27 protein-coding genes are annotated in these 22,787 nt (G+C 68.4%); 18 read left to right on the forward strand and 9 right to left on the reverse strand.

From position 1 onward, the window contains the following. Positions 1–9: 9 nt before the first annotated feature. Positions 10–945 (reverse strand): ATP-dependent DNA ligase, encoded by a 936-nt coding sequence (locus AC069I_RS18760; RefSeq protein WP_478266003.1) that lies wholly within the window; start codon positions 943–945, stop codon positions 10–12. A gap of 238 nt (positions 946–1,183) precedes the next feature. On the opposite strand from AC069I_RS18760, the gene AC069I_RS18765 reads away from it, so the two are divergent. Together AC069I_RS18765 and AC069I_RS18770 are read left to right on the forward strand one after the other, a co-directional pair. Beyond that, complete coding sequence (locus tag AC069I_RS18765) at positions 1,184–1,423, forward strand: hypothetical protein (protein WP_478266004.1); 240 nt, start codon at positions 1,184–1,186, stop codon at positions 1,421–1,423. Between the two features lie 173 nt (positions 1,424–1,596). Continuing rightward, the gene (locus tag AC069I_RS18770; protein ID WP_478266005.1) at positions 1,597–2,001 is read left to right on the forward strand and encodes a hypothetical protein; all 405 of its coding nucleotides are present in this window, start codon (positions 1,597–1,599) and stop codon (positions 1,999–2,001) included. Positions 2,002–2,249: 248 nt separating this feature from the next. On the opposite strand, the gene AC069I_RS18775 is transcribed toward AC069I_RS18770, so the two are convergent. Continuing rightward, a complete protein-coding gene (locus AC069I_RS18775; protein ID WP_478266006.1) occupies positions 2,250–2,663 on the reverse strand; it encodes a hypothetical protein in 414 nt (137 codons plus the stop codon). A 381-nt stretch (positions 2,664–3,044) separates the two neighbouring features. On the opposite strand from AC069I_RS18775, the gene AC069I_RS18780 reads away from it, so the two are divergent. Continuing rightward, positions 3,045–3,761, forward strand: coding sequence for a hypothetical protein (locus tag AC069I_RS18780; RefSeq protein ID WP_478266007.1), 717 nt, complete (start codon positions 3,045–3,047; stop codon positions 3,759–3,761). 97 nt (positions 3,762–3,858) lie between these two features. Here the strand turns inward: AC069I_RS18780 and AC069I_RS18785 are convergent, their stop codons facing one another. Beyond that, entirely contained in the window at positions 3,859–4,731 is an 873-nt protein-coding gene (locus tag AC069I_RS18785) for a sialidase family protein (RefSeq protein WP_478266008.1), read from the reverse strand. A 495-nt stretch (positions 4,732–5,226) separates the two neighbouring features. Here AC069I_RS18785 and AC069I_RS18790 point away from each other — a divergent pair, with 495 nt between their 5' ends. Then, complete coding sequence (locus AC069I_RS18790) at positions 5,227–5,901, forward strand: class I SAM-dependent methyltransferase (RefSeq protein WP_478266009.1); 675 nt, start codon at positions 5,227–5,229, stop codon at positions 5,899–5,901. Next, positions 5,894–6,511, forward strand: coding sequence for a DUF6624 domain-containing protein (locus tag AC069I_RS18795; protein ID WP_478266010.1), 618 nt, complete (start codon positions 5,894–5,896; stop codon positions 6,509–6,511). The genes AC069I_RS18790 and AC069I_RS18795 overlap by 8 nt, the downstream gene beginning before the upstream one ends. Positions 6,512–6,531: 20 nt before the next feature. Here the strand turns inward: AC069I_RS18795 and AC069I_RS18800 are convergent, their stop codons facing one another. The 3 genes from AC069I_RS18800 to AC069I_RS18810 form a co-directional block, all read right to left on the reverse strand. Continuing rightward, entirely contained in the window at positions 6,532–7,356 is an 825-nt protein-coding gene (locus AC069I_RS18800) for an SAM-dependent methyltransferase (protein ID WP_478266011.1), read from the reverse strand. A gap of 382 nt (positions 7,357–7,738) precedes the next feature. Beyond that, positions 7,739–8,101, reverse strand: a complete 363-nt coding sequence (locus tag AC069I_RS18805) for a histone-like nucleoid-structuring protein Lsr2 (RefSeq protein WP_478266012.1) — start codon at positions 8,099–8,101, stop codon at positions 7,739–7,741. Positions 8,102–8,751: 650 nt separating this feature from the next. Beyond that, the gene (locus tag AC069I_RS18810) at positions 8,752–9,153 is read right to left on the reverse strand and encodes an NUDIX hydrolase (protein WP_478266013.1); all 402 of its coding nucleotides are present in this window, start codon (positions 9,151–9,153) and stop codon (positions 8,752–8,754) included. Positions 9,154–9,419: 266 nt separating this feature from the next. Between AC069I_RS18810 and AC069I_RS18815 the strand changes: the two genes are divergently transcribed. Both AC069I_RS18815 and AC069I_RS18820 read left to right on the forward strand, forming a co-directional pair. Further along, positions 9,420–10,658: a UDP-N-acetylglucosamine--N-acetylmuramyl-(pentapeptide) pyrophosphoryl-undecaprenol N-acetylglucosamine transferase gene (locus AC069I_RS18815; protein ID WP_478266014.1), complete on the forward strand. Its 1,239-nt coding sequence runs from the start codon at positions 9,420–9,422 to the stop codon at positions 10,656–10,658. 103 nt (positions 10,659–10,761) lie between these two features. After that, positions 10,762–11,100, forward strand: a complete 339-nt coding sequence (locus tag AC069I_RS18820; RefSeq protein ID WP_478266015.1) for a putative quinol monooxygenase — start codon at positions 10,762–10,764, stop codon at positions 11,098–11,100. Positions 11,101–11,269: 169 nt separating this feature from the next. On the opposite strand, the gene AC069I_RS18825 is transcribed toward AC069I_RS18820, so the two are convergent. Together AC069I_RS18825 and AC069I_RS18830 are read right to left on the reverse strand one after the other, a co-directional pair. Further along, entirely contained in the window at positions 11,270–12,487 is a 1,218-nt protein-coding gene (locus AC069I_RS18825) for a M20 family metallopeptidase (protein ID WP_478266016.1), read from the reverse strand. A gap of 23 nt (positions 12,488–12,510) precedes the next feature. Continuing rightward, positions 12,511–13,329: a helix-turn-helix transcriptional regulator gene (locus AC069I_RS18830; RefSeq protein WP_478266017.1), complete on the reverse strand. Its 819-nt coding sequence runs from the start codon at positions 13,327–13,329 to the stop codon at positions 12,511–12,513. 338 nt (positions 13,330–13,667) lie between these two features. Here AC069I_RS18830 and AC069I_RS18835 point away from each other — a divergent pair, with 338 nt between their 5' ends. The 11 genes from AC069I_RS18835 to AC069I_RS18885 all read left to right on the forward strand — a co-directional run bounded on the left by AC069I_RS18835 (position 13,668) and on the right by AC069I_RS18885 (position 22,242). Beyond that, complete coding sequence (locus AC069I_RS18835) at positions 13,668–14,357, forward strand: 6-pyruvoyl trahydropterin synthase family protein (protein ID WP_478266018.1); 690 nt, start codon at positions 13,668–13,670, stop codon at positions 14,355–14,357. Continuing rightward, positions 14,351–15,037, forward strand: coding sequence for a 7-carboxy-7-deazaguanine synthase QueE (locus AC069I_RS18840; RefSeq protein ID WP_478266019.1), 687 nt, complete (start codon positions 14,351–14,353; stop codon positions 15,035–15,037). The genes AC069I_RS18835 and AC069I_RS18840 overlap by 7 nt, the downstream gene beginning before the upstream one ends. Before the next feature lie 5 nt (positions 15,038–15,042). Then, the gene (locus tag AC069I_RS18845) at positions 15,043–15,549 is read left to right on the forward strand and encodes a phosphoribosyltransferase (RefSeq protein WP_478266020.1); all 507 of its coding nucleotides are present in this window, start codon (positions 15,043–15,045) and stop codon (positions 15,547–15,549) included. After that, positions 15,546–16,667 carry a glycosyltransferase family 4 protein gene (locus AC069I_RS18850; protein ID WP_478266021.1) on the forward strand — a complete coding sequence of 374 codons (1,122 nt, stop codon included), beginning with the start codon at positions 15,546–15,548 and terminating at the stop codon, positions 16,665–16,667. The genes AC069I_RS18845 and AC069I_RS18850 overlap by 4 nt, the downstream gene beginning before the upstream one ends. Before the next feature lie 106 nt (positions 16,668–16,773). After that, positions 16,774–17,475 (forward strand): PIG-L deacetylase family protein, encoded by a 702-nt coding sequence (locus AC069I_RS18855; protein WP_478266022.1) that lies wholly within the window; start codon positions 16,774–16,776, stop codon positions 17,473–17,475. After that, positions 17,475–18,194 carry a WbqC family protein gene (locus tag AC069I_RS18860; protein WP_478266023.1) on the forward strand — a complete coding sequence of 240 codons (720 nt, stop codon included), beginning with the start codon at positions 17,475–17,477 and terminating at the stop codon, positions 18,192–18,194. Before AC069I_RS18855 ends, AC069I_RS18860 begins: the two co-directional genes overlap by 1 nt. Next, positions 18,191–18,796 (forward strand): GTP cyclohydrolase I, encoded by a 606-nt coding sequence (gene folE / locus AC069I_RS18865; RefSeq protein WP_478266024.1) that lies wholly within the window; start codon positions 18,191–18,193, stop codon positions 18,794–18,796. Before AC069I_RS18860 ends, folE begins: the two co-directional genes overlap by 4 nt. Continuing rightward, complete coding sequence (locus AC069I_RS18870; protein ID WP_478266025.1) at positions 18,793–19,458, forward strand: hypothetical protein; 666 nt, start codon at positions 18,793–18,795, stop codon at positions 19,456–19,458. Before folE ends, AC069I_RS18870 begins: the two co-directional genes overlap by 4 nt. After that, positions 19,455–20,501, forward strand: coding sequence for a radical SAM protein (locus AC069I_RS18875; protein ID WP_478266026.1), 1,047 nt, complete (start codon positions 19,455–19,457; stop codon positions 20,499–20,501). The genes AC069I_RS18870 and AC069I_RS18875 overlap by 4 nt, the downstream gene beginning before the upstream one ends. Beyond that, positions 20,498–21,577: a DegT/DnrJ/EryC1/StrS family aminotransferase gene (locus AC069I_RS18880; protein WP_478266027.1), complete on the forward strand. Its 1,080-nt coding sequence runs from the start codon at positions 20,498–20,500 to the stop codon at positions 21,575–21,577. The genes AC069I_RS18875 and AC069I_RS18880 overlap by 4 nt, the downstream gene beginning before the upstream one ends. After that, positions 21,568–22,242 (forward strand): 3'-5' exonuclease, encoded by a 675-nt coding sequence (locus tag AC069I_RS18885; RefSeq protein ID WP_478266028.1) that lies wholly within the window; start codon positions 21,568–21,570, stop codon positions 22,240–22,242. Before AC069I_RS18880 ends, AC069I_RS18885 begins: the two co-directional genes overlap by 10 nt. A 30-nt stretch (positions 22,243–22,272) precedes the next feature. On the opposite strand, the gene AC069I_RS18890 is transcribed toward AC069I_RS18885, so the two are convergent. Continuing rightward, complete coding sequence (locus AC069I_RS18890) at positions 22,273–22,755, reverse strand: NUDIX domain-containing protein (protein WP_478266029.1); 483 nt, start codon at positions 22,753–22,755, stop codon at positions 22,273–22,275. Positions 22,756–22,787 lie beyond the last annotated feature (32 nt).

Below are 22,787 nucleotides of genomic sequence, written 5' to 3' on the forward strand. Positions count from 1 at the left end.
GGATGACGTCTAGCCGTCCAGGTCCTCAACGGTGAGGTCGGTTCGCACCCGGTGCACCGTCGGCCGCAGACGGCTGCTGAACGACTCGACGGAGGCCTCGGCTTCGATCTCGACCACCAGCTCGGGTCGCACCGGCCGGAACTCGGTCTGGCCACGGCCGAACACGCCCGACGACACCTTCTGCGGTGGCTCCCCGGTCAGCGTGATGTGCTCACCGACCTGTGCCGCCACCGCGGGGGTGATCGGCAGGGACAACCCGATCTTGCGTAGCCGACCGGTCTCGTCGGGACGGGCCAGGACGAGTTCGTCGGGCCCGCCCGCCGTACCGGTCACGCCCACCACGACGGCGTCGACGACGGTCATCGTGCGAACCTTCACCCAGGCGCCGGTCCGCCCCGGACGGTAGGGCGACCTGGCCAGCTTCCCAACAACCCCTTCGATGCCGACCCGGCTGGCCTCCGGGTTCATCCACCTCAGCGCGGCATCCCGGTCGGCTGTGCTCGGGGTCAGCTGCAGCGGCGGCATGATGCCGGCGAAGAGCCGCTCCAAACGGTCCCACCGCTCGGCATACGGGGCCGCCCGGTAGTCGGTGCGCTGATCGGCGAGCAGGTCGAAGGCCACGTAGTACACCGTGATGCCGGCGGCCGCGCGTGTGCGCGCAGTGGAGGTCAGTGCGCCGAAGTCCAGGCGACCCTCGCGCAGGGCGACGAGCTCACCGTCCAGAACGACATCGCCCAGCTGTGTCGCCGCGTCGACGATTTCCGGGAAGCGGCTGGCCAGGTCGTTGTCCTGGCGAGATTGCAGCACGCCGTCGGCGGCGAAGAGCAGGGCACGCCAGCCGTCCCATTTTGGCTGGTAGACCCACGTGCGCTGACGACAAGAGACCGGTACCACCCGCGTCGACTGTGCCTGCGGCAGTGGCACCGGCGGCCGGAGCACGGCCATCACCTGACTGTCCCTCGAGCGCGCATCCTTGATGCCTCCCACGAGCCGATCTGCTGCCCGTTCCACGGGCCCCCGCTCGTCCAGCCAACGTAACCCGGACAGCCCAATCACGCCGGATTTCGTAGCCCAGCCGGGGCAGTCACTGCAGGTTCCGCACAGGACGCCTGGAGGCGGCTTGTTACATGCGCGGGCCGAAATACGACATCACCGGGACGACAAGCACAGGAGGTGTGGCTGGATGGGGCCTGACCGAAGAGTTCAGCTGCGCTGGGCGAACGCGACGCTGACAATCGACGGCGTCGACGGACGGCCGGAGACGCTCTCCTATTCCGGCATCGCGCTCGTCCGCCACCACGGTGACCGCGTTGTTGGGGAGACGTGGCTGCCCGTGCGGAACGGTGAGCCGACCTTCGCCGACGACGAAGCATTGATCGCCGCGCTGCGCACGGCCTGGTCGTGGAGCGTCGCGGCGGCGTGAGCCCGGCGATCCGGTGAGGGTCGTCCCTCACACGAGACCGTGGAACCGTCGCCGGAGTCCGAGGTCGTGGAGCCGGATCGTGGTCGCGGCAAGGCTTTCCTCTGCCTGTTCGCCGGATCGCTCGATCGTGTCCTGAGTAGACAGTGTTGCCCAAGCGGCGGACGCTGGTGTGCGTGGACAAGGCCACCTGGTCCGCGGTCCCGGCCGCGCGCGGTATCGACCTCGGCGACGAGGTCTGGCTCAGCCCGTCTCAGCTCCGGCACGACGGCGAGACGGCCACCTTCCATGCCCACTGGATCTACCGCGGCGGGGTCGAGATCGGCACGATCGACTACCAGGTCTGCCACGCCTGCCGGACCGCCCTGGTCGGCGAGCTCGAACTCGTCGACGACGCGCAGCGGCACGGGATCGGCAGCCGCGTCCTGGACCGGCTCCGCCGCGACCTGCCCGGCTACCGCTGGGCGATCACACCGGAGAAAGCCACCGCCCGACCGTTCTGGGACGCGATCCGCGCGGCCAATCCCGGCGAGTACGACCTCGGCGTCCGCCCGCTGGGCTGCACCCACCTGCTCTTCTGAGCATCGCCATCACCCGCAGGCGTCGAGGTCCGCCGCGTTGTGGACGGTCTTCCGACGACGATGCTGCGGACGCCGCCCCGCCCGCCGAGCACAACCACCCTCGGCACGGGCAGTCGCTGTTCGGAGGCGAAAGGCTACGTGCGCGGACGACTGCCGCGTTCATCAGCGAACAACTCACCGGCCACGCGTCATGGTGGCGGCGGCCCGGCGACGCTGTCCTCCTGGCCGCCGGGCACACCTGCCTCCGTTCAGCAGCGGTACTTCACCTGCCACTCCGAGCCAAGCGGCACGTTGCTGACCTTCACCCACCGTGGCCCCTTGTATTCGTACCACCCCTGCTCGGCGATGCAGCCTCGGGCTACCCAGTACCCGTCGGCGTCCCTGACGTGGGAATCACGTGAGCTCTTGCCGGGCGCCAACGTTGTCCAGCTGCTGGAGTCGTGCCGATCACCCCACGCCTTGGTGATCCGCAGTCCACGATTGGAGCTCGGCAAATTGCGGATCACGCCGCAAAGCCAGGGATACGGATTGCATTCCTTCCTGATCCCCACGTCCGGTTGGCGTGGCGCCGGGTCCGCCGCCGCGGCATTCGCGGACGTCGGCACGGCGAACAGGGCGGCCGAAGCCACCAGCCCGACCGCGAGTTTTCGCGTCACCCTCATGGTGGTCTCCCCTCGATCTCACTGTGTGCCCGAACAGGCCCATCCCCAGTCTGTGCATCGACTTCCGCGAGCGAAAGCGGCTGGGGAAACGTTGAGACGGCGGGACATAAACCTGCGCATTACCTGCGGAAATATCTGTCCGGTGGGACATCCCATGCGGAATAGCACACCGCGAACGGCACCCCAGGGACGATCAACGCCGGGAACGTGCCATCCCCCGTGCAGCGCTGGAACGGGCGCCCCCAGTTCGGGGACCTCCGCCCATCACCACGACCGCGCGCCCTTGTCTCTTCAGTCCGACCGAGAGCCAATCGGGTGATCTCTCCTCGCAGTGCGCCGGCACAGCAGGCGTAGGAAGGCGTGCTCGCTAACGTGAGAATCGTGAGCGCTGACCGTCACGAGACAGATACCGACCCGGCCCCGCACCGGGCGGGGGCGGCCTGGTCGCCTCACGACACCGCGATCCTGCTCGACGGGCTCCGCAACGGCGTCCCGCTCGACGACCTGGCTCAGACGCTGCAGCGCCGGACCAGCGCGCTCCAGGCTCGTTGCAAGAAGATGCTCCCGCCCGAACTGCAGCGCACGGTGTTGCGGGCCGAGGCGGATCTCGTTCTTCGCAACCTACTCGCCGACGATCCGGAGTACGACGCCGCGGCCAACCTCGATGCCAACCTCCGCCGTAAGTGGACAATCGATCGAGACGAGATCCTGGCCCAGGGATGGACGAACCGGCGCCCCATGGCCGAACTGGTCATCGCCGTGGACGCGACAGAGATCGACATAGCTGGGCGCTGCATCCGGCTGGGTCTGGCGACTGACAGCCTCGCGGTCGCCGAGCGACTCGGCTGTATCCCCGACGGCGCGCTGGATCTGCGGTGCCGCATGATGCGCGACCGGGCCGCCGCCAGCGTCTGGGTCCTCGTCGTCGACGGCCTGCCCGACGGACGTCACGTCTCCCTGCACGCCACCAGCGACGACGCGCGCGTCCACCTCGCCAAAATCACGCCAGCAAGCGCACCCGCCGGCACCATCACCGCCACCGTCGCGCAACGGACGCTCGGCTCGCCCAGCGGCCCCGTCGACACATGGACCGTGTGAACGAGCCACCGCGAGTGACAGGTCAGGTGAGCACCTCCAGCGTCCACACGGCGTACGGCGCAGCACTCGGGGCTTTCGTCGCGCCGCAGGCGTCCGATCACACACCTCCTCCGCGCGGTGTGCTGATCCGGACCTGCCGAAACCTCGGCCGGTAGATCGATCTGTCCGCCATCACCGCCGCAAAGGTCGAGTTCACGTTATATACCAGCAAGAAGCTGTCACCTGCGAGCGGCACCAACGTCGGGTTGTAGGCGTAGCTGGCTCCGGTGTTCTCCGCTGGCTCGAGGATCACCTGCGGTCCGGACCAGGGACCACCGGGATCGTCCGCCCAGTACGCCACGATCGGCCACGACCCGAGCTCCTTGCGGGTGTCGGAGGTGACCAGCAGCCACCCGGCGCCGGGCTCAGGCAACGGGACCACACTGATCTCGTTGCTGACACCGGTGAGCAGGCGGGTGGCATCGTCCGGCTGCACGGACCAGCCGTCGGTGCTCCGATAGCGCCACTGCCCACCAGGCTGCGACGTGGAGGTCGAGGCCAGCAGCAAGTCCTTGCGCTCACCTTCATCGGCGACGCCGTAGACCAGCACCTGGTCGCCGTCGCGATGAACCGCGGCACCCCACTGCACGCCGGTGCCGTCGTCCATCGGGGTCCGGCTGAGTACCCGAAGGTCAGGCAACGACAACTCGACGAGGATGGTCCGCACCCACGCGAAGTCCCACTCCCCTTTCACTCCGTCCGGGGCCGTAGCGCGGTATTCCTGGAAGAACACCCATCCTTTGTGCTGAGCGGCAGGAAGGTCGGGGTTGTCGATCGCGATGCCGTGGCCGGCCCACAACCACCGCGACAGCCCATCCGGACCAACCGAGGTCAGTGGGGGCACCAGGGCGTCCGGTTCGGACGGCGTCCCGCCGAGGACAGTCCGCAGCTCCCCGCACGTCGGGTCTTCCACGACGGCGGAGTTGTGCACCCACCTTCCGCCAGCGAGCATCGTGTCCGAGAACAGCCAGAGACGTCGATGCCCCGCCAGCGCGACCGCGATGGCTGAATCGCCACCCGTCCACCCGGTTCCGGCTGCCGCGAGCGCCGCAAACCGGCGCTCGAGTGGGTGAGGCGTGGGGTCAACATCGATGGTGAATGCGCCGGCGTCACCTGACTCGGGGGAATTCACAGCTCATCATGGCAGTCGTGCGCTGATCGCCGACAGCAGCAGCGACCACCTCCGTCGCCTCGTCGGCAGAGACCGTGGATCACCCGGGAATCACGAGTGAGCCCCCAGAAACCGTCGGTCCGAGTCGGTAGCGTGACCGTTCATGACGGTACGCGCCGCGACTATCCCAGCTTGCTTGATCGTCTGTTCTGGCATCCCATGGACTGGCCGTCAGCTCCGTTCACGGCTGCTGACCGGACAGGTCGCCACCAGCTACGCCGTCGACGGAATCGCAGAGCCCGGCGGCCCCGGCCGATGACCAGCGGGTACTGGAATCGCTACGCCTCGCTCACGGCCAATACCGGGGTCGATCTGGCATCGGCTGAAGCGTTCGGATGGACACAGTATCCGTCCCACGGCCCGGGACCGGAGTTGCTCGGCCAGCCGCGTACGGCTCTCGAACTCGGGTGCGGCCACGGTGACGCGGTCGCGGCACTGGCCATGCGCGGCATCGACGCGACCGGGGTCGACCTGTCCGGCGTGCAGTACGAGCAGGCGTGCCGACGGTGGGGTCACATCGCGGGCGCCCGTTTCGTACACGCTGACGTGCTGGAGTTCCTGTCCGGGTCGAACCAGACGTGGGACGCGGTCTACTCGATCTGGGGAGCGATCTGGTTTCTCGACCCCGCCATAGCGTTGCCTCTCGTACGGGAACGCCTGGCGCCCGGCGGGAAACTGGTGTTCTCCCACGCGCCCCCGGTGCCTGGAGCGTACGGAACCCAGGGAACGTACGGTGCACCGTTCAGGGCCGAGCCGCAGTGGCTGTACCGGTGGTCCTACGAGCCCGAGACGTGGACGGAGATGTTGCACGGCAACGGCTTCAGGAGTATTCACGCACGCGTCGAGTCCGCGCCGGATACCGGGAAACTGGGAACCCTGATAGTCGAAGCACAACGGCCGACCGTGGGCTGGAGCGTACGGGATGCGTGACGGTGGCGAGGGCGATGCACTGGAGATTCTGCGTCGGGAACTGCTGCACCGGGCCGAGACCGACCAGGCGGCACGCAAGGAGCTCGACTCCAGCCATCCGACGCGGCTGCAGTGGCAGCGGGTGCGTGAGGTCGATGTGCGCAACACGGCGTTCCTGGCCTCGGTGATCGAGCGTGTCGGCTGGCCTGGCGCGGGGTTGGTGGGCTCCGCGGCCGCGCACGCGGCGTGGCTGATCGCCCAGCACGCGCCCGCGGAGCAGCGGGCGCGCTGGCTCCCGCTGCTCGCCGCGGCCGTCGACCCGGACGATGATGTCGCGGTACGCGACCATGCCTACCTCGCCGACCGAGTCGCCACGGACACACGGCGACCGCAGCGCTGGGGCACCCAGTCCCTGTGCTTCCCTGGCAGAGGATGTCGCCTGTACCCGCTCGAGGACCCGGCCAGGTTGAACACACGGCGCCAGCTGATCGGGCTTGCGCGCCTCACCGAAGCCGACATCGCCGCGGCGTATCCCAGCTACGCCAGCATCGACGCGGCGCGAGGTGTAGCAAGCGCGTCGTCACCGGCTCCCACGTCGCGCGAGGGCCGCACCGACGATCCTGCTGGGTAGGGGCAGGTAGGCCAGACGGGTCAGTGTGTGCGTGCCACGCCGGCCAGGCCGCGCGACCGGGCGGCGTCCTTGCCAGTGCTCCTGACGTCGGGATGCCATTGCGGCAGCCACACCAGACCGGGCTCGACCAGCTCCAAGTCTCCGAAGAACTCCGCGATCTGCTCACGCGACCTCATGATCGCCGTGTGGTTGGTCCGGCGCCCATACTCCTGCGCCACCTTCTTGCCCGCGTTCTGCGTCTCGACATCCTCCGGCGCGACATGAATATGCGACACCGCCAGAAAACTGCCCGGCGGCAGCATCGCGCGGTGGAATCCGAGCGCGGCGTGCGGATTCTGCTCGTCGGGCATGAAATGCAGCAGGGCGACCAGCAGCAGCCCGATCGGCTGCGTCCGGTCGATCAGCCCCGTGTCGAGCACGCGATCCCACAGCAGGCGCCGGTCGAAGAAATCGGCATCCAGCGCGGCATGCCGGTTCGGGTCCGCCGTCTGCTCCAGCAGGATCTGCGCGTGCGCCTGCGCGATCGGTTCGTTGTCGATGTAGACCACCCGGCACTCACCCGGTGCCACCTCATCGGCGACCTCATGCACGTTCCCTTGGGTCGGCAGTCCGGAGCCGATGTCCACGAACTGCCGAACGCCTTGCCCGACCATGAACCGCACAGCCCGGCCCAGGAAGGCCCGGTTCGCGCGGGCGAAGTCCCGGATCTCCGGCAGCACCGCGAGCTGCTGCTCCGCGAAGGCCTGATCGACGGCATAGTTGTGCGTCCCGCCGAGCAGATAGTCATACACCCGCCCCACCGAGACCTTGTCCACCGACGCGGCCACACGGGCGGCATCATCCATGCTCATCTCGTACCCCAAGAATCTTCAGGTGGCTCAGCGAGTACCGGAACACTACCGGGACCGGGATGAGGTTCGACGCCCGAACCGTCACCACAAGTCTGTGCGGCCGGGTGGCACGCACCGTTACACATCGTAGGGATCCTGGATGTTGCCGATGCAGATCTTGCGATTTCCGAGCGTGCGTCGACCTTCGACGATTGGCGGGCGTGTGGCCATCTCACCGGCCACTCTGCGGTGAGTTCACCTGGTCGAGCGTTCGCCACTCGACATACGCGCGGCAGCAGACGTCCTGCCCGGTCAGGGAACCGTCCAACCCCGGACGGCGACATCGTCACCGGCAGCGTCGGAGGGGCACCTATGAATGCCCTCCGACGCTCCACTTCTAGTTCTTCTTGTTGTACGCCTCGACGACCTCGGATGGGATCCGTCCACGATCGGACACGTCGAACCCGTTCTTGCGAGCCCAGGCGCGAATGGCCTGGTTCTGCTCGCGGTCGGCCGCCGTTGGCGCCTTGGATACCACAGACAACACAGCCGCGGCCGGGGCCGTTACGGCCTTGCGTTTGCGGCCCCCAGCCCGGCGACCGTGTTCGACGTACTGTTCGAACGTGTCACGAAGTTCTTCCGCGTTCTCCGCAGACAGATCAATGTGGTACGTCACGCCATCGAGACCGAACTCCACAGTCTCGTCCGCGTCCGTACCATCAAGGTCATCGACAAGACTTACCGAAACCTGCTGAGCCACGCCACGTCCCTCCAGAAAGAGATATCGAACCACAGAATAGTACCCATGTACCAGGTCCGGCTATCCCACAGCTCCAATCGACGCGGCGACAGAAACAAACTCGTCAAACGCGAGCCCGCAGTCCACGCCGCTGAGAAGCTGGCTCCTAGGCGGTCCGCCCCGAGCGTGATCCACTCAGGACCGTTCATTCCGGTCGTCGTCTATTGCGAAACCATGCTTTCGTAGAGCTCAGTCCGTGATCTGCTCCGCCTGGCGCTGCAGGATCGCGAGGATCTCCATACCCTGGATCCGCGAGCCTTCCGAAACGCCATCTGCGTGCGCGAACTCCTCCGCGTTGAACGAGTGCATTGCAGACTTAGCATCGTCGGAAATATTTGACGTCCAGGTCGGCAACGTCCACGTGATCACGCTGGATATGGGTTCACAGTTGCGACCCTCGGGTCCGGCTGCGACCTCGGCGATCCACCACGAGGCAGCGATCGCGCGATGTGGAAACCGGGACGGCAAGAAGCAGCGGCGGGAGCCCGCACCGCATTTCTGCCTCTTCGAGCACCTCGCGTGCTGCCGTCTCGGCGATCGTCTCCCCCGGTTCCTGATGACCACCGCCGAGTCAGCGTCCCCAGCGTTCGCACCGCCGGTCCACAACAGACCTATCCGGCCGCGCCGAGCCGGGTGAACCAGGCCGCGATCGAGCGCTTGTAGCCGTCGGGCATGACCAGTTCCGGGACCTCATCGGCGGTAAATTCGCCGTGGCGCTTGTGTTCATGGCTCAGGACAGGCGCAGCATCGGTGGTGGCGCGGCAGCCGTAGGTCACGATGAAAACGTTCTTCTTCACCACCGTGATGTGGTACATCCACGAATCGAGGATCTCCACGACATCGACACTGATCCGCGTCTCCTCGTAGATCTCGCGGGCAACGCATTGTTCCGGGGTCTCGCCCAGTTCGAGGCGACCGCCGGGAAGTTCCCATTCGCCGCGTTCGTTGTGCAGGAGCAGCACGCGGCCCGCGCGCACGACGACGCCTTTGACGGAGACCGGGTAGTCAGGCACTGTCTCCAGAGCTCCCTGCACAGGGTGGATGAGGTAAGCCGCACCGTAGCAGCCGCCAGGGATCGAAGGCCGACGACCTGTCGGCGGACACCTCGCCAGGTTCGTGCGGTGTCCATAATGGACGCCCAGCGCAAGACCACACGGCCTATGGAGCTGGCACCGACACGAGTTCCTGCCTCTGGAACAATCAGTGTCGAAAAGCTAGCTCCGAAGGCCGGGTCACAGTCGAGTCCTCCCCGACAGGTAGAGAACAGCGGGTTTTCACGATGAACAAGCATGCCGCGGCTCACACGGACGCCCAGCACCCCACGATGTCAGGCCAACGGCCGTTTCGGTTGATGGTCACGGGCGGCGGGACGGGCGGGCATACGTATCCCGCGCTGACCGCCATTCGTGCGCTGCAGGCGCGGCTGGCCGGTCAGGGCAGGACCATCGAGGTCCTCTGGGTCGGTACCGCGGCCGGTTTGGAAGCTCGCGTCACCACAGCGGAAGAGATTCCGTTCCAGGCGGTCGCCACGGGCAAGATCCGGCGTGCCCGCAACCCGCTGAAGATGCTGTCGCGGGCCAATCTGGCTGACATGGCCCGTGTTCCGCTCGGCGTGATCCAGGCGCGGGCGGTAGTCGCGCGGTTCCAGCCTGATGTGGTGCTGGCGACCGGTGGGTACGTCGCCGTGCCGGTGGGGGTGGCCGCTCGGGCATGTGGCCGTCCGTTGGTCATCCACGAGCAGACACTGCGGCTGGGCCTGGCGAACCGGGTGCTTGCCCGGTTCGCGACCAGGGTGGCGGTGTCGTCGAACTCAACGCTGGCGCTGCTGCCCCGGTCGACACGCAGGCGCGCAGTTGCCACGGGAAATCCGGTACGGTCCGCGGTCCTGGAAGGCCAGGCCGACCGCGCGGTGGACGCACTTGGCGTGGAGGGTTTCGATCGTGCTCTGCCGACGGTGTATGTCACCGGCGGTGCTCAGGGGGCCACCCAGATCAACGAGCTGGTCACCGCGATACTGCCGTGGCTGCTCGAGCATGCCAACGTTGTGCACCAGTGCGGACCTGCCTCCGTGGAGACGCAGCAGAAACGCGCGGCTTCGCTACCCCCCGAACTCTCAGCACGCTACCTTCCTCTCGGATTCGTCGGTCCTGAATTGCCTGATGTGTTCGCGCTAGCCGATGTGGTGATTTCCCGCAGCGGAGCGGGAACGATCGCCGAGTTGACCGCGCTGGGGACCGCGTCCGTGCTGATTCCCCTGGCATCCTCCGCCGGTGGCGAGCAGGCCCACAACGCACTGCACCTCGCCGACCAGGGAGCCGCGGCCGCACTGCTCGCCACTGGGGTCACCGCGGCGGACTTGCAGGACGCGGTGACGCCGCTGCTGGCGGATCCGCTGCTGCGTTACGGCATGGCTGATAGTGCACGCGAGCTGGGGCACCCGGACGCCGCCAACAGGCTCGTGGACGTCGTCCTGGACGCGGTTGACGCGCGCCGGTCATCTCACGCAAACCGAGTGTGACCCGGGTTGGGGGGCTCAGCGGTGAACCGCGAGGGCGCCTTCGCCGCTGATTGTGGAGTTCTCCGTACACTTCGGCGGAAACCGTTGACCTCGAAGGGGACTGATGATTGCGCTCTATGTGCGGTTCGTGCTCAAGGACGAGGCATCTGCGGTGGGATTCGACGAGCTGGTCGCGAGGACCACGCCGCTGATCGAGGCTCGTGAGCCCGGGACGCTTCAGTATGTCGCGCACCTGATCGCGGATGCTCCGTTGTCTCGCGCATTTTATGAGGTTTACGCTGATCAGGCGGCGTTCTCATCGCACGAACAGCAGCCGCACGTCAAGCAGTTCATGTTCGAGCGTCAGCAGTATCTGGCGAGCTATCAGGTCGATTTTCTTGCTCCGGCCGGTGGTAAGGGCCTGCCCGAGATAGCCGATGGTGCGCCAAGGCCATCGCAATGACGCCCTGATTGGGGCGAGCGAAACGACCGGTGTGATCCAGTCCTGATTTTGCTGCGCCGAAGGTTTCAGAGCTCTCCTGGGAGCCGCTGCGGCGACCGTCCATCGCTGTCGCTCAGAGGTGTTCTCAGATCTGCTCAGGCCGCGGTTGGACACTGCCGCTGCGGGTGACTTATCGGGCTCCGTGGAGCAGTGTGAGTAACGCGTGTTGGTAGACCGCCTGCACGGTGGGGATCGTGTCGATGCGGCAGCGCTCGTCGGTGGCGTGCAGGCCGACGTAGTCGACCCCGAACCCGGCGGTCGCGGGTATCCGGAGCCCGGCGAGGTAATTCCCGATGTTGGAGGGGCCCGCGATCTTCGGCTGCACGTCGAGCCCAGCCAACCGTGCGGCCCCGAGGAGTGCCGACCGCAGCGGCGAGGTTTCCTCAAGCGCGTAGGGCGGCCACTGGGTGTCCAGCTCGACTCGTGTCGGCCGGGTGTCTGGCCAGGAGCGATCGACCTCCGCGACGATGCGCCGGATCAGGTCTTCGGCCGCGGCGCTGTCGAAGCCGGGGGTGGTGCGGACGTCGACATTGACGATGCAGAGGTCTGGCGTGACGGAGAAACCCTCGCCCCCGTCGATCGCGGTGGTCGTGATCTTTCCGTGGAGCGGGAAGTCCGGGCTTGCGCCGTGGGGAAGCTGCGTAGCGGACAGTGCTGTGATGAGTTGTGCGGCCTTGACGATGGCGTTCGCTGTCGCGGCTCGGCCCCCGGAGTGGGAGGCCACGCCGTGCACGTGGAGCTTGACCCGGTGCACGCCTCGCCCGCCCATGACGACGTGCCCGATCCCGGGGTAGCCGATCAGAACGCCGGCGACGTCGGCCGGCGCGCGGAGGCCTTCGAAATACTGTTTGGCACCGCCGAAGCCGCCGGTGTGTTCGTCGACGTCGAACAACAGCACCAGCCGGCCGTGCAGCTGCTCGGTGACCATGGCCAGGCGTGCCGCGATGTGGCAGAAGATCGCCGCCGCGACCTTGGAGTCCGCTGATCCTCGGCCCCAGAGCCATCCGTCGACGACGGCGGCGGAGATGGGCGGGTAGGTCCAGGCGGTCTCGTCACCGAAGACCGCAGTGTCCGCGCAGGCGTCGAGCACCCACCGCGGTCCGGGATGCTTGCCAACGACTTCGCAGGTGAGACCCACGATCGCACCTGCCGGGTCGCGGAGCGTGGTGGTGATGAGGTTGTGGTCCGCCAGCCAGGTGCGCAGTGCGTCCAGGATCGGGTCGTAGCTGTCGATACCGCCTCGGCTGGGGATGCGGATCAGGGTGCGGGTGAGTTCCACGACGGAGTCCTGGTCCTCCTTGGCCGCGGTCAGCACGTCGTCGAGGTCCGGCTGGTGGGAAGCGGTCATGACCATCACCTCCGTCTTCTGGCTCAGTTCGCCGCCGATTGTGTGTCGGGTTCCCAGCTTCGCACGGTCGGGAGGGCCGCAACCTCGTGCCGGGTTTCGACGCGCCGGGATCCGGCGTACACCTGGCGGGCGTGGTCGATGTACCGGCCGGCGATAAACGATCCGAACACGACGCCGGAGTCGAACGCCTCGGCCGAGCTCAGTGAGGGAATCGGGACAACAGCGGTGGTCTCGGAGGCGCAGAAGAACCGTTCCGGGGTGCCGGGATCGTCGTCGACGATCCCGATGTGGAGAGTTTTCAACCCGAGACTGCGGTCGTGCGGGTCACGCAGTTGCAGTAACCGCATCAGGTGGTCTTTGAGCACCTGATGCCGTGGCGGGCCGAACAGCACACGGATGTGGACCAGCTCAGGGCGCTGCGCGAGAGCGTCTTCGATCGCGGTCAGGTATTCGGCGTGGCGCGAGCGTGAGCCAAGAACGACCAGGTGACGATGAGCGTTGCGGACAACGTCGATCATGGCGGCGGACATGTCGCGATGGTCGACCAGTACCTGCAGCACGTCGGCAGGGGTGGTGGCGCGGCGGTCCTGGTCCGCGAACAGATCTTTGACCGGCTTTTTGTAGTAGGCGGCCAGCAGTCGCCGGTATTTCGGGCTGGTGTCGTGAACGCCGCGTTCCCAGTTCGACAGCATGCTGGGTGTCACACCCGATCGGCCGTCCTGCGCCCGCTGATCCAGTTCCGCGCACACGGTCTCGAGTGTGGCGGCACGGTCCACGCGGGCCTGTTTCAGCGGCGAGACCGGGTCCTGATCGCGCGCCACACTGCGTTTGCGTTCGGCCACGTCGCCCCCTCACCGCCGGTAGCACCCAGAATACGGACCACATTCTGGTGGACAACCCATCCCCCGCCCTGCGGCAGCCGGGTCCACGCGAAATTCCGGATCACCCGATCGCGCCAACGGCGCCGAACGCCACTGCGGCAACCTGCGATTTTGCAACTCGCCCTGAAAAACGGATGCACAACAGATCGCAAGTTGTGCGCACGCGATGGCATGGCCTGATTCGGGCGCTCCCATGACCCTGGCACCTGTCCCCCGGCCGGCCTTCGCCCCAACGGTGATCGGCAGGCCCAGTCATTCAGGTCCGGGCTCCTCCCGGTGCAGCGACGGAGGTGAAGCACATGCCGCCATCCACCGCGATTCTGGAACACGCCGGTGTTGTTCTCACGGAGTCCTTCGACTTCTCTGCAAGCCATGAGTTGCGGAAGCTTCCCGAAGGCCACCAGTGTCGGCGAAACCACGGCCATAACTACACCGTCACGATTACCGCGGTTGCCCACGACGCGTGCGGCTACACCGGAGTGGCGGCCTTCAGCCGCCACGTGAACGCCATATTCGACCATGGCCTGATCAACGAGAAAGTCGATTTCCACCCCACGAGCGAGCTTCTCGCGCTGCATCTCGCGGACTTGTTCCGACAACACGTCGAGGAGCGGCACAGGATGGACCTGATCAGCCTGGAACTGTCCGAGACCGCGAGGTCGACGGTACGGTTCACCGCCGCGTCCGGGGCGCTGACGATCAGAAAAACGTTCCGCGGCACCGGATTCGGCGACATCGCGGTGGTCCTCGGAGCGGACGAACTGGACGACTTCGGCTTCGTGACCGACTTCGGTGATCTCGCGCCGTTCGCCACGCACCTGCGTGCCGCGACGACGGTTGCTCGGGCCGGGTGCCGACCGACGCTGGTGCAGCACCTGGCTTCCTGGTTCCTAGAGCGTCTCGAACCAACTATCCATGGACGCCTGTTGTCGGTTCAGGCCACGGACGGCCCCACGACCGCCACCTGGAAACGGACACTCTCGTGCTGAAAGCCACGAACACGAGAGCGATCCTCGCGGAGACCTTCACCTCGTTCCAGGGCGAAGGCCCCTGGGCGGGACAGCGCTGCGCGTTCGTCCGCTTCTCCCGCTGCAACCTGCGCTGCACCTGGTGCGACACCAAGGAAACCTGGGATTGGTCGCAGTTCAACCCGGCCGAAGTGAGCACCAAAGTGCCGGTCCCGGACGTGGTGGCCTGGGTCGGCGAGCAGCAGGTCGATCTGGTCGTCATCACCGGCGGCGAACCGATGCTCCAGCAGCCGGCGATGACCGAACTCGCCACCGGCCTGCCCAGGGTGCGGGTGCAGGTGGAAACCAACGGCACCCAAGCACCCTGCGAGGAACTCGCGGAACGCGTCGACTTGTGGGTGGTGAGCCCGAAACTGGCCAACTCCGGCATGCCCTACGGCACCAGGATCGTCCCGGAGGCGCTGACCGCGTTACGGGACACAGGCCGTGCGGTGTTCAAGTTCGTGGTGACCGACCCTGGCCATGATCTCGAGGAGATCAGCGATCTGGTGTCCGCGCACGATCTCCGGCCGGTGTGGGTCATGCCGCAAGGCCACACCCGGGACGACGTGCTCGCCGGGATGGACGCGCTGCACCGACCTGCCGCCGACCGCGGCTGGAATGTCACCACCCGGCTGCATCTTCTCCACGGGGCCAGGTGAGAACGATGACCAGTACACCCACCACCGTTCTGAATCTGTCCTGGAGGGACCTCGCGCACACCGCGGAGGCCATGGCCACGCGAATCCGATCAGGCGGGATCCCGGACGTCGTCATCGGCGTTCTGCGCGGCGGGGCGATCCCAGCCGTCATGCTCGCTCATCACCTGCGGACCCGCGACGTGCGGATGGTGACCATCACCCGCACTCTCGGCGAAGGCCCCGCCGCGGCGAAAACAGGGCAGCCGGTGATCACGCTCCCGGCCACGCTCGGCGACCTCGCCGGACGTGACGTGCTGATCGTCGAGGACGTCATCGGCAGCGGCGACACCCTCGACGCAGCCTCGGGCCTGGTGACCGCACTGCGACCGTCGCGGGTCCGCACCGCCGCACTCGTCGCCAACACCACCAACTGGGCCGCCGCCCACCCCGACGGCACCGGCCCAGCCTCACACCACGACGTGATCGGTCACCTCAGCGAAGGCTGGGTGCAATTTCCCTGGGAGGTTTCATGAGCACCATCGCGTTCTGCCTGCTGACCTACCGGCCAGACCATCCCTCCGGCATCGAGCGCAGCATCGCCGCGATCGTCGACGGCGTCCGCGCGCTCGGTCACACCGCCCTCATGATCGCCGCCGGACCCGACTGCGCCGAGGACAGCGCCGAACCCGGTCTCGTGCGCCTGGGCTCCGTGCAACTGCCACGGCCCCTGACCAACGACGACGTCCTCGCCGCCCTCACCGACCCCGGCCCCGTCGTGGTGGAGGTGGACAAGATCCTGCGGGAGCACGAGGTCGACCTCGTGTGCTGGTGCGACACCCTGTGGGGCCTGGGGTACCTCTCCCCCGCCCCGGACGGGGTGACCACCGCGCTCATGGCCCACAAGATCCGCCCCAGCGGGGAACGCCGATGGCAGGACGCCTTGGAAGCGGCCGATCTCGTGTTCCCCGCCAGCGACTACATCCTGGAGGACGGCCGCGCCAGCGGCCTGGACGTAAACCGCTGGACCACGGTCCCGAACTGCCTGCTCGTCCACGCCACACCACCGGACCCAGCCGCCCGGGAGCAGCAGCGGCGTACCGCACCGATCCGGATCGTCAGTCGGGTCGAACCCGCCAAAGGCCTGGTGGAACTCCTCGAAGCGCTGCCCCCGTGGTGGACCCGGCCCGTCGAGCTCGTTTTGGCCAGCGCGGACTTCGAGTTCTGGGCCGGCATGCAGGCCGACGTCCTCGACGGATGCGCCGAGCAGGCCGCCCGCCGCGCGGACGTGGTCACCATCCTGCCGCAGATGCCGTGGCGCGACGTCCCGCCCTACCTGGCCGGGGCGGCGGCGACGATCATCAGCTCGACCGAGCCCGAGACCTTCTGCCACACCGCCGCCGAAGCACTCTCCGGCGGAACACCGGTCGCCACCTTCGACCTCGGGAACGTGCCCCGGCTCATCGATCGCGACGTCGCCGGACGGACCGTGCCACTGGAGAACGGGGCCGGGACGCTGTGGCAGGCCGTCGCCGACCTGCTCGACGACCGGACGGCCTACCACCAGGCGAGCCAGGCCGCACCCGGCCGTGTCGCCGCCCTGACCCCGCTCCACGCCGCAGAACGCCTGCTCGGCGCCGCCGGACTTCACTGACCAATCTCTCGCGGCCGCCGGCATCGGTGAGCCGTCCCGTTCCGTCGTGCGGACGTTCCCCAGCACGGCCCCGTTTCGCCCTGTCACGGCCAAGGAGGGCTCACTCATGCTCGGCCTCACGCCCGGCGACCACGCATTGGTCGTCGCACCACACCCCGATGACGAAACACTCGGCCCCGGCGGCACCATCGCCGCGCTCACCGGCGCCGGGATCATCGTCGACGTCCTCGCCATCACCTGCCTCACCATGCCCCAATACGGCGGCACGTCCGATCCCGGCACACGCGCCGCCGAGTTCGACGCCGCCTGCACGGTGCTGGGTGTCCGACACCGCGCCATCGCCTGGACCGACACGCCCGCCGCCCGCCAGCCCCAGACCCATATGGCGGATCTGGTCGCATTGATCGAGCGCGGCGACGGCCCGAGCCTGGCCACGACGCGTCCGGCGCTGCTGCTGGTGCCCGGCGCCCGGTCGCACCACCAGGATCACGACACCGTGCACCATGCGGCGCTCGCCGCGGTCCGCCCTGGACATCGCCACGAACGACCTCAGCCGCGGATCGTGGCCGGATACGCCGGCCCCGAGGACCAAACATGGCGGGCCGCGGGTGTCGACCGGCCGCTGATCATCGACACGACCGCCTACGCCGATCTCAAAGCCAAAGCCGTCCACTGCTACGGCTCGCAGCTGCGCCCGGCACCGCACCCGCGTAACGCCGACGCGATCGCCGCCCTGGACGCCGCAACCGGCATCGCCGCCGGGACCGGCAGCGCCGAGCGGTTCGAGCTATACCGGATGGTGGCCTGATGCCGCACACCGGCGACGTCCTCGTCGCACACCAACCCGCATATCTGCCCTGGCCCGGCTTCTTCACCCGGCTGCACGGCGCCGACCGGCTCGTGCTGCTCGACCACGTCCAGTTCAGCGAACGCGGCTGGCAGAACCGCAACACCGTCGCCGACCGCCGCGGCACCCCGACCCGGCTCACCGTCCCGGTCCACCGCCGCCACGGCCAGCGCATCGCCGACACACGGATCTGCGACCCCGCGTGGGCGGCACGGCATTGGCGCACCCTGACCCAGAACTACGGCAAAGCCCCGCACTGGCCTGCGTGGCGGGACCGGCTCGCCGACATCTATCACCAGCCGTGGGACCTGCTCACCGACCTGGCCGAGGCGCTGATCCGGCTGCTGCTCGACGGGCTCGGCACCGAGGTCGACATCGTGCGCTCCAGCCAGATGACGCTCACCGGAGCGAAAACGGACATGCTGATCGACCTGTGTTCGGTCACCGGCTGCTGGGTCCTGCGGGTCGGGACCGGCGCGATCGGCTACCTCGACCACACTGCCCTCGCCGACGCGGGGATCAGCGTGCAGGTCAGCACCTACACCCCGACAGGGCCGCTCGTCGGTCGCGGCACCGCCAGCCTGCTGGACACCCTGCTGCGCCACGGCCCCGACACCGCAACCCTCATCCAGGCCGGCGCGCGCACCACGACCTGGCACCCGGAAGGAGCCCACCTGTGACCGCTCTCAGCGAACCAGCCACCACCGTCGGCCCGGTCGACGTCGCCCGGCTCGAGGATCTCTATCGCCAGGTGCTCACCGCCCTCGGCGAGGATCCCGGACGCGAGGGGCTCCGGGACACGCCACGACGCGCGGCCGCGGCCTGGGCGGAATTCCTCGCCCCGGACCCGGCACGCCGCGATACCGCCTTCACCCTGGACGCTCCCGCCGGCGACGGCTTCGTGATGGTCCGCGACATCACCGCGACATCGGTCTGCGAGCACCACCTGCTGCCCTTCCAGTTACGTCTGGCCGTGGCCTACCTGCCCGGCACCACCGTGCTGGGACTGTCCAAAGTGGTCCGGATCGTCACCAGCCACGCGCAGCGCCTGCAGCTGCAGGAACGGATCTGCGACGGCATCGCCACCGAAATCGCCGCCCACACCAGCACCGGTGATGTCGCGGTGTGGGCGACCGGCGATCACCTGTGCATGCGGATGCGCGGCGTCCGCGCCGAAACCGCCGCCACCGTCACCGAGCGGCGCCTCGGGCGCCTCTCGACCGACGACGCCCTGGCAACCCGGCTGATGCTGGCCGCTGGAATCGGCCAGGTGACCCGATGACGCGTCCGACGTGGATCACGATCGAAGGCCGCAACGGGGTCGGCAAAACCCGCTACGCCGCCGCGGCCGCGGCCCAGCTCGGGACCCGCTGCCGACGCATCCCCGAGCTAACCGACCTACCCGGCGAAAGCCTGCCCGGTCAGGTCCTGTGCGCGCTGACCGCCCACGGAGACGCTTTCCTCCGCACCGGAGCGCCCCACACCGAAACCCAGCTGCTCCTGGCCCTGCACACCCATCGCTACGAAACCCAGCAGACGGCGGACGAGCACGACATCGTGCTCGAAGACCGCGGTCCGCTGTCGGTCGCGATCTACCAAGCCGCCGTGCTGTATCCCGGCGACCCGGCCGCCGCCCGCGAGACCGCCCGCCGCATCCTCGCCACCAGCGTGCAGTGGCGCCCTCCGGCGGCCGCGACGATCCTGCTGCGCGACGACCCCGCCCAATGCGAACACCGCTACACCCGGCGGCTCGGCCGCGCCCTCACCGGCGACGAACGAGCCGTGATGCTGCTCGCCGGAACGCTCTATGACGACCTCGCCGACGAGATCCCCGGCGTGCGCGTCGTCGACCGCGGCACCGTCCCCGACACAGACCTGGCCGGGACCATCGCGGCGATCTGCCGCGATGCCGCCGACCGTGTCCCCACGGGGAGGCGGGCATGACAGTTCCCCGGACACGAACCCTGCTGTGGGCGTTGCGGTCGCCGTGCCGGCTGCGGTGCAAGTACTGCTACTTCGGCACCATCGAACAGAATCTGCTCGCGCCGCCGACCGAACCCGGCGAGCTCTCGCACCTGGCGCTGAACGACATCTCCGGTGCCGAAGCGGAACGGTTCGCGGGCACGCTCGGTGCGTCGGCGGTGAAGCGGGTGTTCCTCGCCGGTGGTGAGCCCTTGGACTGGCCGCCCGCGCTTGCGGTCGCGTCCGTGATCGCCGCGGCCGGGATCGAGGTGGTGGTGTGCACCAACGGGATTCCGCTCAACCGGCCCGACATCGTCACCGCGCTGCTCGACGCGGGCGTCACCGCGGTGTCTGTCTCGCTGGATTCCGCCGACCCGGTCTACAACGACACCTGGCGTCCCTCCGGCAACGGCCGGGACGGGCACTCCCAGGTCCTCACCGGCATCCGCGCGCTGATCGAGGCACGCGGAACCGCACCGGGGCCACGGGTCGGGATCTACAGCGTCATCACCCGGGCGAACCTGCCCGATGTCGCCGCCGTCCCGCGGCTGGCCGCCCAGCTGGGATGCGACTACGCCGTACCTCAGCCGATCAGCCTCCCCACCGGGCACGAGCTGGAGCACGAGCTCGGGCTCACCCCGGACCACGTCGCCGCGTTGGCCCGTGCCTACGGCGACCTCTACGACACACCGCCGCCGGGCCTTCGGCTGCCGCGCCCGCCCTACCCGCGGCAGGTCGCCGCGGCGGTCACCACGCCGACGTCGATGGTGCGCGGATGTTTCGGCGGGCACACGCTCAACTTCGTCGAGCCCGACGGCTCGGTCTGGGACTGCCCGTCGGCGCTGCGGATCGCCGCCACCCCGGCCGACGACCATCGCACGATCATCGGCGCGGACGCGGCGGCTCTGTTCCCGGCGCCGACCGGCCGGGCGGGCGACTGCGGTCACTTCAGCGTCGACTGCGTCAACATGTGGCCGTTGATGCGGGACTTCGACCCGGCGCCGGACATGGAGGAGGCGAGGTGACGGCCGCCGCGCTGCGGGCGCTCGCGCCTGTGCTGGCAGGCATGCCCGATCCGTCCGGCACTGCCGCCAGCGACGCGCTGGAACACGCGCTCGCGCGACGGTTCGGCACTCGCCACGCGGTCACCGTGTCATCCGGGACCGCTGCCCTGCAGACCGCGCTCGCTGCCGCCGGCATCGGCTACGGCGACGAGGTGCTCGTGCCCGCCGCGACCGTCCCGATGACCGTCGCCGCGGTGGTCGCCGTCGGTGCCCGGCCGGTGTTCGTCGACACCCCACCCGGACGGTTCGGCATGGACCCGGGCGACCTCCGTGCCAAGGCAGGCCCGAGGACCCGGGCGATCCTGCCGGTCCACCTGTTCGGCCGCACCGACGGACTCGACGATCTGCTGGAGCTGGCCGAACAGCGCGGCGTGCTCGTCATCGAGGACGCCTGTCAGGCCCAAGGCAGCCGAACCCACGGCCGCCACGCCGGAACCGCTGGTGCGATCGGCTGTTTCTCCCTCAAGGACGGCAAGATCCTGTCCTGCGGCGAAGGTGGCTACCTGCTCACGGACGACGCGGAACTCGCCGCGCGCGCCGCCGCGTACCGGGCTCACTATCTCGCCCCGGCACCGGGAGTCGCGCCCAGGAGCCGTCTGGGCCACAACTTCCGGCTGGCCCAGCCGCTGGCCGCACTCGCCCATCACAACCTGGCCAGCTTCGCCGCCGCGCTCGACCGGCGACGGCAGCACCATGACCGGTTGCTCGCCCGGCTCGCCGCGACACCGGGCCTCGCCGCGATCCCACCGCCGACGGGAACCAATGGCTATAGTCCGTTATGGCGCGTGACGCTGCGTAATCCACGGGGGTTCGCCGAACACCTGGCACGCCAGGGGGTGCACAACAGTGTCGGCACTTTCAGTCTGGCAGCGGCACCGGAGCAGCCATGGAGCGCCGGGCTCGCACCACACCGTTGCCCGAACGCGGCCGCCCTGCTCGACCGGCTGCTCGCCGTGGTCCTGTCCGCGACGCACAGCGACGACGACCTCGACCTCATCGCGAACACCATCGACCGGGAGGCCCGCGCATGGCACTGACAACCCTCGCCGCCGAGTCCAGGATGCTGCGCACCCGCCTGGTGGTGATCGACTTCGAGTCGCTCACCCCGGCCGGCCGGTCCCCCGTGCCGGTCGAAGTCGCCGCCGTCACCGTCAAGCTGCGCCCCGACGGGACGCTCGCCGAACTGGACCGGTTCGAATCCCTGATGGCGCCACCGCCCGACGTTCCGATCACGCCCTTCGACGAGGCGTCCGGAATCACCCGGGCGCTGCTGTCCGGAGCACCCGCGACGGCGCAGGTCATGTCCGAACTCGACCGGCGCGTCCACGCCGCGGCGACGGAGGCAGGGCACTCGGTCCGGCTCGTCGCGCACAACGCGGCCACCGAACGGACCTTGCTGCACGGCCAGCGGGAACACTGCCCGTCCCTGGCCGAAACAGACCTGCTGGACACCGTGCGGCTCGCGCGCGCCGCCGTCCCGGAACTGACCGCCCACGGCCTCAGCGAGCTGGCCCTCTACTTCCAGCTTCCGATCCCACCCGATCGCCACCGCGCACTGGCCGACGTGCGGCTGACCGTCGCGGTGCTCGAGCAGGTGCTGGCCCGTGGCGACTGGAGCGCGCTGATGGACCTCGAACGGATCGCGCTGCTGCCGGCCCGCAAACCCGACACGGCCGCCGCCGAGCAAACCGGCCTCTTCTGACCGGTACGCCGATGCCCACGACGAGACACCTCAGGCCGGTGCGAGTTCCCGCTCCCGCTGCAGGATCGCGAGTATCTCCAGGCCCTGGATCCGCGAGTCCTCCGACACCCCGTCCGCGACCGCGAGCTCATCCCGGCTGAACCACCGCACCTCGCACTCCGCCTCGCTCACCACGTCACTCACAGGTTCGGCGACGAACACGTGATCGCGATGAACATGCCGTACCGGAGTGTGGTTGTCCGGCCCCGCCGGGATATCGGAGATCCACCACGGACCCGCCACCGGCTCGTGCGGGAACCGCTCCGGCAGCGGCAACGGCATCAACCGGCACGTGGCACCAGCCTCCTCGAGCGCTTCCCGGACCGCGGTCTCGGCCAACGTCTCACCCGACTCCTGATGTCCACCCGTGGGCAGGAAGATCTCCAGCCGGTTGTGCCAGGCAAGTCCGATCAGCCACCGCGATCCGTTACGCCGCACCAAAAAAGTCGAGGCCGTCTGCTCGATGATCTCCACGGACCACGTCTCCCCTCTACCGGATTCGTCGC

Source organism: Amycolatopsis sp. NPDC043885, from assembly GCF_056435685.1.

What these genes read in the sequence shown, in the direction of transcription:
- AC069I_RS18760 (WP_478266003.1), bottom strand. Translation starts at nt 945, where the DNA reads ATGGCCGTGCTCCGGCCGCCGGTGCCACTGCCGCAGGCACAGTCGACG.
- AC069I_RS18765 (WP_478266004.1), top strand. Translation starts at nt 1,184, where the DNA reads ATGGGGCCTGACCGAAGAGTTCAGCTGCGCTGGGCGAACGCGACGCTG.
- AC069I_RS18775 (WP_478266006.1), bottom strand. Translation starts at nt 2,663, where the DNA reads ATGAGGGTGACGCGAAAACTCGCGGTCGGGCTGGTGGCTTCGGCCGCC.
- AC069I_RS18790 (WP_478266009.1), top strand. Translation starts at nt 5,227, where the DNA reads ATGACCAGCGGGTACTGGAATCGCTACGCCTCGCTCACGGCCAATACC.
- AC069I_RS18795 (WP_478266010.1), top strand. Translation starts at nt 5,894, where the DNA reads ATGCGTGACGGTGGCGAGGGCGATGCACTGGAGATTCTGCGTCGGGAA.
- AC069I_RS18800 (WP_478266011.1), bottom strand. Translation starts at nt 7,356, where the DNA reads ATGGATGATGCCGCCCGTGTGGCCGCGTCGGTGGACAAGGTCTCGGTG.
- AC069I_RS18815 (WP_478266014.1), top strand. Translation starts at nt 9,420, where the DNA reads ATGAACAAGCATGCCGCGGCTCACACGGACGCCCAGCACCCCACGATG.
- AC069I_RS18820 (WP_478266015.1), top strand. Translation starts at nt 10,762, where the DNA reads ATGATTGCGCTCTATGTGCGGTTCGTGCTCAAGGACGAGGCATCTGCG.
- AC069I_RS18825 (WP_478266016.1), bottom strand. Translation starts at nt 12,487, where the DNA reads ATGACCGCTTCCCACCAGCCGGACCTCGACGACGTGCTGACCGCGGCC.
- AC069I_RS18835 (WP_478266018.1), top strand. Translation starts at nt 13,668, where the DNA reads ATGCCGCCATCCACCGCGATTCTGGAACACGCCGGTGTTGTTCTCACG.
- AC069I_RS18845 (WP_478266020.1), top strand. Translation starts at nt 15,043, where the DNA reads ATGACCAGTACACCCACCACCGTTCTGAATCTGTCCTGGAGGGACCTC.
- AC069I_RS18850 (WP_478266021.1), top strand. Translation starts at nt 15,546, where the DNA reads ATGAGCACCATCGCGTTCTGCCTGCTGACCTACCGGCCAGACCATCCC.
- AC069I_RS18855 (WP_478266022.1), top strand. Translation starts at nt 16,774, where the DNA reads ATGCTCGGCCTCACGCCCGGCGACCACGCATTGGTCGTCGCACCACAC.
- AC069I_RS18860 (WP_478266023.1), top strand. Translation starts at nt 17,475, where the DNA reads ATGCCGCACACCGGCGACGTCCTCGTCGCACACCAACCCGCATATCTG.
- AC069I_RS18870 (WP_478266025.1), top strand. Translation starts at nt 18,793, where the DNA reads ATGACGCGTCCGACGTGGATCACGATCGAAGGCCGCAACGGGGTCGGC.
- AC069I_RS18875 (WP_478266026.1), top strand. Translation starts at nt 19,455, where the DNA reads ATGACAGTTCCCCGGACACGAACCCTGCTGTGGGCGTTGCGGTCGCCG.
- AC069I_RS18885 (WP_478266028.1), top strand. Translation starts at nt 21,568, where the DNA reads ATGGCACTGACAACCCTCGCCGCCGAGTCCAGGATGCTGCGCACCCGC.